The 10,378-nt window shown below is 61.9% G+C and carries 12 protein-coding genes; 5 read left to right on the forward strand and 7 right to left on the reverse strand.

From position 1 onward, the window contains the following. Positions 1-102: 102 nt before the first annotated feature. Together RA20_RS08535 and RA20_RS08540 are read right to left on the reverse strand one after the other, a co-directional pair. Positions 103-462, reverse strand: coding sequence for a flagellar biosynthesis protein FlgN (locus RA20_RS08535; RefSeq protein ID WP_039126797.1), 360 nt, complete (start codon positions 460-462; stop codon positions 103-105). Further along, positions 455-748, reverse strand: coding sequence for a rod-binding protein (locus RA20_RS08540; protein WP_039126800.1), 294 nt, complete (start codon positions 746-748; stop codon positions 455-457). The genes RA20_RS08535 and RA20_RS08540 overlap by 8 nt, the downstream gene beginning before the upstream one ends. Positions 749-1,166: 418 nt before the next feature. Here RA20_RS08540 and RA20_RS25740 point away from each other — a divergent pair, with 418 nt between their 5' ends. From RA20_RS25740 to RA20_RS08555, 4 genes are all read left to right on the forward strand, one after another. After that, a complete protein-coding gene (locus RA20_RS25740; protein ID WP_193748801.1) occupies positions 1,167-1,376 on the forward strand; it encodes a hypothetical protein in 210 nt (69 codons plus the stop codon). A 596-nt stretch (positions 1,377-1,972) separates the two neighbouring features. After that, positions 1,973-2,740 (forward strand): flagellar hook-length control protein FliK, encoded by a 768-nt coding sequence (fliK, locus tag RA20_RS25745; RefSeq protein WP_206540093.1) that lies wholly within the window; start codon positions 1,973-1,975, stop codon positions 2,738-2,740. A gap of 4 nt (positions 2,741-2,744) precedes the next feature. Beyond that, positions 2,745-3,416 (forward strand): flagellar hook capping FlgD N-terminal domain-containing protein, encoded by a 672-nt coding sequence (locus RA20_RS08550; RefSeq protein WP_039126803.1) that lies wholly within the window; start codon positions 2,745-2,747, stop codon positions 3,414-3,416. A 148-nt stretch (positions 3,417-3,564) separates the two neighbouring features. After that, positions 3,565-4,341 (forward strand): phosphotransferase family protein, encoded by a 777-nt coding sequence (locus RA20_RS08555; RefSeq protein ID WP_082017945.1) that lies wholly within the window; start codon positions 3,565-3,567, stop codon positions 4,339-4,341. Here the strand turns inward: RA20_RS08555 and RA20_RS08560 are convergent. The 5 genes from RA20_RS08560 to RA20_RS08580 form a co-directional block, all read right to left on the reverse strand. Beyond that, a complete protein-coding gene (locus RA20_RS08560; protein WP_193748803.1) occupies positions 4,314-5,633 on the reverse strand; it encodes an NAD(P)/FAD-dependent oxidoreductase in 1,320 nt (439 codons plus the stop codon). The two genes, RA20_RS08555 and RA20_RS08560, sit on opposite strands and share 28 nt — an antisense overlap. Next, positions 5,633-6,448, reverse strand: a complete 816-nt coding sequence (locus RA20_RS08565) for an ABC transporter permease (protein ID WP_039126810.1) — start codon at positions 6,446-6,448, stop codon at positions 5,633-5,635. The genes RA20_RS08560 and RA20_RS08565 overlap by 1 nt, the downstream gene beginning before the upstream one ends. Further along, on the reverse strand, positions 6,445-7,326 hold the full coding sequence (locus tag RA20_RS08570; RefSeq protein ID WP_039126812.1) for an ABC transporter permease subunit: 882 nt from the start codon (positions 7,324-7,326) through the stop codon (positions 6,445-6,447). Before RA20_RS08570 ends, RA20_RS08565 begins: the two co-directional genes overlap by 4 nt. Then, positions 7,326-8,453 (reverse strand): ABC transporter ATP-binding protein, encoded by a 1,128-nt coding sequence (locus tag RA20_RS08575; protein WP_039126814.1) that lies wholly within the window; start codon positions 8,451-8,453, stop codon positions 7,326-7,328. The genes RA20_RS08570 and RA20_RS08575 overlap by 1 nt, the downstream gene beginning before the upstream one ends. Positions 8,454-8,570: 117 nt before the next feature. Further along, positions 8,571-9,659, reverse strand: coding sequence for a polyamine ABC transporter substrate-binding protein (locus RA20_RS08580; RefSeq protein ID WP_039126857.1), 1,089 nt, complete (start codon positions 9,657-9,659; stop codon positions 8,571-8,573). 142 nt (positions 9,660-9,801) lie between these two features. Between RA20_RS08580 and RA20_RS08585 the strand changes: the two genes are divergently transcribed. Beyond that, on the forward strand, positions 9,802-10,378 hold a 577-nt coding region (locus RA20_RS08585), incomplete at its 3' end, for a GntR family transcriptional regulator (RefSeq protein WP_193748804.1).

Consider the following 10,378-nt stretch of genomic DNA (forward strand, 5'->3'; position numbering starts at 1 on the left):
CCGCGCCACCCCTCGTGAGGTGCAAGGCGACATTGGCGCATCAGTTGCTAAGGGAGTGCTAATGCTGGGATTTGCTTTTTTAGAATTTTCCCAAAATTGAGATCAGGCCCGTTTCTCCAGCCGGGAAGCGCCGCGGGTGCCATAACGGGTCCGCCGGCCGGCCTGGTCGTATACGTCCAAGCCCTTGCGGATGCGGCGCAATTCGGCCATCCGGGCGGCCACGGCCCGAATACCCTCCATAGCACTGTCCAGCAGCTGCTGGTTGCGGGAGACTTTGGTCTGAACATGGGCCAGCGACTCGCGTTCAAACTCTGTCACCGCGTTCAGCTTGCCGATGATCTTTTCTTTCTTGGCCAGAAGCTCCTCAAGCTTGCCCAGATCGCCGGCCATCAGCGCTGTGCGCTCGCGGTCGAGGATCAGATCAAGCTCATCAATCATCTGCTGGGGTTTCGGGTCACTCACCTTGGGTCTCCTTCAATGCATGATAAAGTGATTCTGCCAAACCGATGCCGCCGGAGCGGGCGATTTGCGTGGCCTGTTCGCGGATCAGAAAACTGGTGAACTGCTCTTCGCCGGCGCCACCGCCAAAACCTTCGCGGGATTCGCCGAGGCCTGCGGATTTCAGCATCTGTGCAAGAAAAGAAGCTTCCAGCTCGATTGCAGCCTCGCGCAGGGGATCGCTGGCTGCCGGCCGCACTGGAGTTACTGCAGACGGAGTCTGGCGCGGGATGGGCAAGAGGTCTGGCATGTCCGGTTCTCCGGTTTGAAACGCGAATTTCATCGATTTTTCGAAGACTGCACCAAAACCGGTTAAAATTGCCGTAACCGCTTTGGGATAGGTCTGTCCGGGTCGAGATAGAATATCCGGAAGACGATCATGATACCGAACACGATCATTGCTCATGACGCCGGCGCTGTTGGAAAAGCGCCGCCGACGGCTTTGGGGTCACCTAAAAAATCATCCAATTCCAGTAGCTTCGCAGATCTTATGGCGACTCAGCCTAATGGCGGGAAGTCGGCTTCAAAAGGTCAGCCCGGGACCGGCGAATCGGCAGCATCCGAAAATGCGGCTGCAGCGGAGGGCCAGGTTCAGGCAAGTGCTGCCAATGGGTCACAGGGCGCGTCTGGCCAGGCGGCCGCAAACGGTGGTCCCGAGACCCGGTCTAATGAAACAGACTCTGGACAGGAGGGCCGCGAAGCAGAGCATGCCGACGGCCGCGCCGATGGAGCTGAACTGGAAACCGAGCTTCATGAATCCGGGCCGATGGCGGCCGACGGCGGCTCCGGCTCCGGCGCTGCGTCGGACGATGCCTTGTTTTCCGGTCTGGAAGGCGCTGATGCTGCGAGTGAAACAGCTGCCGCAGAAGAGGCATTGATTGCCAAATCTCCGGGTTCTTCCAACCCCGAAGGATCGCTCAGGTCTGAGAGTGAAGCAGGCAGAGCCGGGGGCGCGCAGGCAAAGCCGGACCAGGGTGCTGCCGTGCAGGGCGCGGGCCGCGCAGCGGAAGCGGTTCCGGGCCAGCCTCCCGTGGCGGCCGCCGCTGCAGATGGCGCTGGAGCGGCAAAAGATGCTGCTCCTCAGATGCCAGGGGGGGGGGCAGGTGGGCGCGCAGATGCCAGTTTGCAAATGGCGGTGCCCGGAACACCGGAAGCCCGGACATCAGCCGGGCACACGGTTGAGGCCGGGGCCAGCGGAGGGATTGCCCAAGCTGCCGCCAAGACCGGGGAGCTGTCCCAGGTTGGCCGCCTGCCGACGGGGGCAATCACGGCGCAGAGCGGCAACGGCACAGACGGCAGCCGGACAGTGCCAGGTTCCGGACAGAGCAATCCGCATGCCAATCCGGCCATTGGGCCTGCAACGCCTCAACAGCCGCTCCCGCAATCAGGCATTGCGGCTCCTGAAGCGGCTATGTCGGCCGGGGCTGCAGCTGTGCAAGGTGTGAAACAAGCGCTGCCGCCGGGATTGGCTGCAGTGAAGGGCGCGGGCGGGCAACCGGGATCCGGTGGCTTGCCAGCTTCCGGTGAGGCCGGTGAGACGGTGCTGGCCGAAGGCGAAGGAGCCGGTTTGAGCAGGCGTATTGCCAGAGCTCTCGGGGACAGTGCGATTCGAATGGCTCCAACACCGTCATCGCCTCAGGTCCTGCAATCTTCTGCAGCTTTCGTGCAGCCTTTGCTGGCTGGCGGGCTGACAGGCGGAAGGACGGAAGCTGAGCTGCTTGCCGGTTCGGCAGAAACCCTGGCCGGTACGCTAGGTCTTTCCGGCGAGGTGCCCGGGCTGACGCAGCTGCTTGCAGAAGCTTCCATCGGCACCAATGCAGCCCACCGGCCGGAAGCGCCGCGAATGATTGCAGCCCAGCTGGCCGAGGCATTTGCAGCGAAGGGCGAGCAGAAGGTCGAAGTCTCCTTGAACCCGCAGGAGCTTGGGCACGTGAGAATGCGGGTGATCGCCGCCGAATCGGGCATTACGATGGTGATCCACACTGAGCGCCCCGAGACAGGCGATCTGATGCGCCGCCACATTCATGAACTGGCGGAGGAGTTCCGCCGCATGGGTTATGAGGATGTGTCTTTCGAGTTCAGCGGCGGCGAGGCCGGCAGCGGTCAGCCTGGGCAGGATTCGGATGGCGGCTCTGCTGCTTCCAGAACGGCCGGCGCAAACGGCACGGGCGCAGCGGACGGCAACGAACCAGAAAAGCAAAACCTCCGGCTGGGCAGTTCCGGCGTGGATATGAGGGTCTGATCAGATGACAACACCAATCACTTCCGGCAGCGGCGCCGGGCAGCCGCTGCCGCAGGCATCTTCCCAGCAAACTTCCGGCCTCACGTCGGATTTTGACACTTTCATCAAAATGCTGACTGCGCAGGCGACGAATCAGGATCCGTTGGAGCCGCTGGATTCGACCGAATATGCTGCACAGCTGGCGCAGTTCTCTATGGTTGAGCAGCAAACCCAGACCAACACGCTTCTGGAAGGCCTGCAATCGCAGCTGGGCCTGGCCAATATGGCTGCTCTGTCCGGCTGGGTCGGGATGGAAGCCAGGGCTGTGGCACCTGGCTACTTTGATGGCAGCAACAAAATTACCATTGCCCCGAACCCTGCCGCGGCTGCGGATTCCGTGACACTGGTGGTTAAAGATGCCAATGACACCGAAGTGCAGCGCATCAGCTTGCCGGTTTCAGCCGAACCCTATGAATGGGATGGGCTGGACAGCGACGGCAACCCGCTTGAAGCCGGGGAATATGCCTTTGTCGTTGAAAGCCGAAAGGATGATGAAGTGCTGCTGGAAGAATACGCCGAGATTTACTTCAAGGTGAATGAAACCAGGATGCAGGGCGGTGAAGTGGGCCTGATCACCGAGGGCGGTTCGGTGGTGCTGGCCTCCTCCGTTAGCGCGCTGCGTGACCCCAATGCCTGATCCGGCGGTATGCGCGGGCAGAAAATCTGTCTAAGAACGGGGCGGTACAACTCTGGAGACCGCCCTGCAACTGCTGCCTGACCAGTTCGAAACCCGTTTTTTTGCGTATTTGGCCGCAACGGGTCTGCATGTTCCCGCTCCCCGGCGCCTGGCCGGCGGGCGGTCTAATCATGTCTGGCGGGCCGGCGCGCTGGTGATCAAGCTTTATGCCAAGGAAGGTGCAAATCCGCTGTTTGCCAACGACCCTGCGCGGGAGATTGCAATACTGACAGCGCTCTCCGGAACCGGGATGGTGCCCTCGATGGTGCAGACCGGTGCATTTGAAGGACATGAATGGCTGGGCTATGCACATGTCAACGGCAATCCCTGGCAAGAAGACACCGGCCATGTGGCGCAACTGCTGGGTCGGCTGCATGACCTGGCGCCGCCGCCAGGGCTGCCGCCCGGCGTGAATGGCAGCGCGGAGCTGGAGCGGCAAACCGAGGCCATTCTTGCACTTTGCCGCGATCAGGACGGGCTGGCGGCTTTGCGGCCGCTGGGACGGGTTCCGCCGCTGGCGCAGCCGGTGCTCATTCATGGCGACCCGGTGCCTGGCAACCTTCTGGCCCATGACGGCACGCTGACGCTGATCGACTGGCAATGCCCGCAGGTCGGCGACCCGGCGGAGGATCTTGCTCTCTTCCTGTCGCCGGCCATGCAACTGATGTACCGCGGCGTGCCGCTGTCCAAGGCTGAGGCAGATGTCTTCCTAACCGCCTATCCAGACCCGCGGACTGCTGGCAGGACGCTTGCCCTGATGCCCTGGTTCCATTGGCGCATGGCTGCTTACTGCTTGTGGCGTTCCGAACGCGGCGATGCGAAGGACCGGCAGGCTTTCGAGCTGGAGCTGGCGGCCCTTCAGTCCATCAGGCCGAGAAACGCATAAGCTGGCGGCATCAGAACCCTCCGGGCCCGGCCAAAGGGAAAACGTGCCATTTTCTGCACGACCGGAGAATAGGGCAGGTCCGGCTTGCGCCCCTGAACCAGATCGCTCAGCAGGCGGCCGGAATAGCTGCCCATGGCGACGCCGTTTCCATGATAGCAAAGGCCCGCAAACATGCCGGGGCGGTCCGGCACCGGGCCGATAAAGGGCACAAGATTGCGCGACAGGCAGACCATGCCGGACCAGCAATGGGTGGCCTCGACTCCGCGCCAGTCTGGAAACATCGCGTCGAAATCCTGCCGCAGCTTGCGCCGGATCCCGGCCTCGGCCCGCGGCGAGGCGAGCAGCCCGCCGCGCATCCCGAACAGGAAGCGATTGTCCGGCATCAGCCGGAAATAGTGCAGCAGGTTGCGGGTGTCATAGGCCATCTGGTGCGAGAACCAGCCTTGCGCCTGCAGCTCTTCCTGCGACAGGGGCCGGGTGACCATGACCGTGGACTGCGTGGGCATATACCGCCCGGCGAGCCAGTCCGGCAGATCCTCGGAGGAATAGCCATTGGTGGCGATGATAACCTTGGTTGCCCGCAATACTCCCTTGTTAGTCTCTATTTCATACCTGCCGCTGGCTTGATTTGCGGCCAAGGCGGCGCTGTGTTGAAACAGTTTTGCCCCGGCCTTCTGGGCTGCCGCGGCCAGGCCGAACAAATACTTGCGCGGGTTCAAAGCAAAGCCAACAGGTGTCGTCAGAGCCGCATGGAAACTGCCGTTCAGCCCCTTGTCCCTCAGCTGGCCTCGGGTCAGGAAGTCGGGCTCCTCCCCCTGCTGCCGCATCGCTTCGGCCTCAGCCGAAAGACGCGCTGCCGCTTTTTCGCTGTGGGCCAGCTGGGTCTCGCCCTGCGAATGGGTGTCGGCATCAATGCCATGGGTTTCCAGCAGTCCACGCACCAAATGCACTGCGGCTTCTTCGCTGGCATCGTAAGTGTCGGCAGCTGCCTTGCCAAAGAACCGCCGCATGCTGCTGCCTGAGAGTTTTGATCCGCCCAGGCAGCAGAACCCGCCATTGCGCCCAGAAGCGCCCCAGCCCGGGGTCTCCGCTTCCAGCAGCGCAACCGAAACCCCGGCCTCTGCCAGATGCAGTGCGGCCGACATACCAGTGAAGCCGCCGCCGATGATGGCGACATCTGCATCAGTATCACCTTGCAGCACCGGCCAGTCCGGTGCTGCGATGGTCTCATCCCACCAGCAGTTGCTGCGCGGTTCGGGACCGTAGGCGTAATCGGAGTAGATCCGGCGCATCAGGTCCGCACCGCTTCCATCTCCTCGCGCTTCTGCTTGGCCACCTGATGCTTGGTCACGAGCGAGGCGGTGATCACGCCGACGGTGACAATGGCAATCATGATCGTCGACAGCGCGTTGATCTCAGGCGAAACGCCCAGGCGCACGGCCGAGAAGATCTTGATCGGCAGGGTGGTGGCCGACGGGCCGGAGGTGAAAGAGGCAATCACCAGATCGTCCAGCGACAGGGTGAAGGCCAGAAGCCAGCCGGAAATCACCGCAGGTGCAATGATCGGCAGGGTGACCAGCCGGAATGCCTCGGAGGCCGAGCAGCCCAAATCCAGCGCAGCCTCTTCCAGCGACCGGTCAAAGGTCACCAGCCGCGAGGACACCACCACCGAGACATAGCACATGGCAAATGTCGTATGCGCCAGCACGATGGTGAAGACACCGCGGTCCAGGCCGATGCCAATGAACAGCAGCAGCAGCGACAGGCCGGTGATCACCTCGGGCATCACCAGCGGCGCATAGATCATGCCGGAGAACAGCGTCCGCCCCATGAACCTCCCGCCGCGCACCAGCACATAGGCTGCGATGGTACCCAGCACGGTGGCCAGCGTGGAGGAGAAGACGGCAACCTTCAATGTCACCCAGGCTGCGTTCAGGAACGCCTCGTTCTGCAGCAGCTCTCCGTACCATTTGGTCGAGAACCCCGCCCAGACGGTGACCAGCTTGCTTTCGTTGAAGCTGAAGATCACCAGGATCACCATCGGGATGTAAAGGAAGGCAAAGCCCAGGGTCAGCGATACGGCGTTAAACCAGCTCATACGGTTCATTGCTCTGCCTCCTGCTGTTTCTGCTGGTTGCGCTGGAACAGCACAATCGGGATGACAAGCAGCAGCAGCAGAACCACCGCCACCGCGGATGCTACGGGCCAGTCGCGGTTGGAGAAGAATTCCTCCCACAGCACCTTGCCGATCATCAGCGTGTTGGAGCCGCCCAAGAGCGACGGGATCACGAACTCACCCAGCACCGGGATGAAGACCAGGAAGCTGCCGGCGATGATGCCGTTTTTGGACAGCGGAATGGTCACCAGCCAGAAGGCCGACAGGCGCGAGCAGCCCAGGTCTTCAGCGGCTTCGATCAGCGATCCGTCCAGCCGCTCCAGTGCCGAGTAGATCGGCAGGATCATGAACGGCAGATAGGTGTAGACGATGCCGATATAGACGGCGGAGTTGGTGTTGAGGATCGTCAGCGGCTCGGAAATGATCCCGGTCCACATCAGGAACTGGTTGAGGAAACCCTCGTTCGACAGGATTCCCATCCATGCATAGACGCGGATCAGGAAGGAGGTCCAGAACGGCAGGATCACCAGCATCATCAGCGTCGGGCGCCACTCGGCCGGCGCACGCGCCATGCCATAGGCGATCGGGTAGCCTGCCAGCAGGGTGAAGAAGGTCGAGATGAGCGCGATCTTCAGCGAGCTCAGGTAGGCTTTCCAATAGAGGTCGTCTTCGGTCAGGAAGACAAAGTTCTCGAAGTCCAGCTCGGCAATGAAGGCGCGGATGCCTTCGGCCCAGTCGAACTGCGGGAAATAGGGCGGACGGGCAATGGCCGCATCCGACAGCGAGATTTTCAGGACGATGGCAAAAGGCACCAGAAACAGCGCCAGAAGCCAGACATAGGGGATGGCGATCAGGAAATAGCGGCGCATCAGTCTGCCAGCAGAACGCCTGCCGTGGCGGTCCAGGACAGCCAGACAGTGTCTTCCCAGGTGAACGCGCGGCGGGCGATGCGGCGGGTGTTGGCGGCCTGCGCCTTGATCACCGCGCCGGTCGGCAGCTCCACATGGTAGGTGGAGATATTGCCGAGATAGGCGATATCCAGAATGCGGCCCTGCACGGCATTATCTGCCGCTTCCGGCTTGTCGGCGCTGATCGAGACCTTCTCGGGCCGGATCGCCAGGTGGCATTTCTGCCCGTCGGAGAAGCCGTTGGGCGATTGCACCGCCAGCGGTTCGTGGCCTTCATGCCAGGACATGGCGTAGACGTCGCTGCCATTGGGTTTGGCGGTGCCTTCGATCAGGTTCACATCTCCAATGAAATCAGCAACATAGACGGAATTCGGTGTTTCATAGATCCGGTCCGGCGTGGCGACCTGGATGATCTTGCCGTGGTCCATTACCGCGACGCGGGAGGCCACGGTCATCGCCTCTTCCTGGTCGTGGGTCACGATCACAAAAGTGGTGCCGGTCTTTTCCTGGATGTCCATCAGCTCAAACTGGGTTTCCTGGCGCAGCTTCTTGTCCAGCGCGCCGAGCGGTTCGTCCAGCAGCAGCAGTTTCGGGTGTTTCGCCAGCGAGCGCGCCAGTGCAACCCGCTGCCGCTGGCCGCCTGAGATCTGATGCGGCTTGCGGCGGGCGAATTTCTCCAGCCGTGTCAGCCGCAGCATCTCGTCGACGCGGTCGTCGATGTCATGCTTGGGCATTTTCTCGCGCTTCAGGCCGAAGGCGATGTTTTCCCAGACCGACAGATGCGGGAACAGCGCGTAGGACTGGAACATCATGTTCACCGCGCGCTTGTTCGGCGGCACCGGGGCGATGTCCTGCCCGGCCAAGTGAATGGTGCCTTCGGTCGGGGTTTCAAAGCCCGCCAGCATCCGCATCAGCGTGGTCTTGCCGCAGCCTGACGGGCCCAGCAGCGCGTAGAACTCGCGCTCGTAGATGTCGATGGTCAGGTTGTCGATGGCGGTGAACTCACCATAGCGTTTGGTGACGTTCTGGAAGTGGATCAAGGGCTTTGCCTCGGGATCATTCCAGGGTTCGAAAGCGGAAGTAGTCAAGCCGGGCCTCTTCTGCGATGTGTCGCGCGAATGTCTCGGAGGGCCGCGCGTGGTGTTCCCCAGGCGCGTCAGGAAATGCGGGGCGCCTGAGACGCCCCGCCGGTCATGTGCGGCAGATCAGGTGCCGGATTTGACCTTGGTCCACAGGCGCGTCACCGCGCGCTGGGTTTTCGCCGGGTACGGCGTGGTGATGTAGGTGTTGGCCATGGTTGCCTCATCCGGGTAGATCGCCGGATCGTCGATCACGTCGGATTCCAGGAACTCCTGCGAGGCCTTGTTGCCGTTGGCGTAGTAAACATAGTTCGACGCTGCCGCCATGTTGTTGGCGTCCATGATGAAGTTCAGGAACTTATGCGCGGCATCCGGGTTTGGCGCGTCGACCGGGATCGCCATCTGGTCGAACCACATCAGCGAGCCTTCGGCGAAGGGGTGGTATTCGATCTCGACACCGTTGTCGGCTTCGGCAGCACGGTCACGCGCCTGCAGCACGTCGCCGGACCAGCCAACAGCCACGCAAATATCGCCGTTTGCCAGCGCGTTGATGTATTCCGAGCTGTGGAACTTCTGAATATGCGGGCGCACCGCGGTTAGGACCGGCTCGGCCTTGGCAATGACGTCCTTGTCATGGCTGTCCGGGTTTTCGCCCAGATAGCGCAGCGCCATCGGGATGATTTCGGTCGGGGCGTCTAGGAAATGCACGCCGCAGGCTGCCAGTTTTTCGATGTTTTCGGGCTTCAGCACCAGATCCATGCTGTTCAGAGCAACATCGTCTCCCAGGATCTCGCGGACCTTGCCGACATTCACGCCCAGGCCGGTGGTGCCCCACATGTAGTTGATCGAATAGGCGTTGTCCGGGTCATAGCCCGCGGTGCGGTCCTGGATCACATCCCAGAGGTTGCCGGAGTTGGGCAGTTTGGAGGCGTCCAGCTTCTGGAAGGCGCCGGCCTGGATCTGGCGCTGCAGGAACGAGCCCGTCGGCACCACCACGTCATAGCCGGAGCTGCCGGCCAGCATTTTGGTTTCCAGAAGCTCATTGCTGTCGAACACGTCATAGATCAGGTCGATGCCGGTTTCGGCCTCGAACTTTTCCAGCAGGCTTTCGTCGATATAGTCGGACCAGTTGTAGACGCGCACCTCTTCAGCAGAGGCGGCGGCGGCCGTGCCGAGGGCAACGACGGCGGTCATGGTCATCGTCTTCAGTGTCATGAAATTCTCCCTGTGCATGCCGGCTTCCAGGTCCGGCTGTGGTGAGATTTGATCAAGTTTTGCCGCATTCGGCAATACTCTTTATGTTTTCACTTGGGTAAAACTGGTGCAAGCTGGCCAAAATCGAGGAGGAAAACCCCAGGTGACCGAGACCACTTCACCGCCCGCAGCGGGGCAGGAAAGCCCGGCAAAACTGCCCGCGCATGAGATCGTCTACCAGAAGCTCAGAGCGCAGATCCTGTTCGGCGAACTGGTGCCCGGACAGGCGGTGACAATCCAAGGTCTGGTGGAGACGCTTGGCGCCGGCATGACCCCGGTGCGCGAGGCGATCCGGCGGCTGATCTCGGACGGGGCGCTGATGTTCCAGGGCAACCGCCGGGTGTCGGTGCCGCTGCTGGGGCCCCAGGATCTGGAAGAGCTGATTTTTGCCAGAAAAACAATTGAGTGCGAGCTCGCGCGCCGGGCAACCCCGCGGATCGGAGCGGCTGATATTGACGAGCTTGTGACTATCGATAACGCGCTCGACAAGGCCATCGCCACCGGGGATGTGGCAGGCTACCTGGTGCAGAACTACAGCTTCCACACGGCGCTTTATGCCCATGCCGATGCGCCCATTCTCAGCGACATCGCCGACCGCCTGTGGCTGCGCTTCGGCCCGTCCTTGCGGGTGGTCAGCGGGCGGCTTGGCACCCAAAGCTTCCCGGACCGCCACAAGGACA

The organism is Leisingera sp. ANG-Vp, from assembly GCF_000813725.1.
Taxonomy (GTDB): Bacteria; Pseudomonadota; Alphaproteobacteria; order Rhodobacterales; family Rhodobacteraceae; genus Leisingera.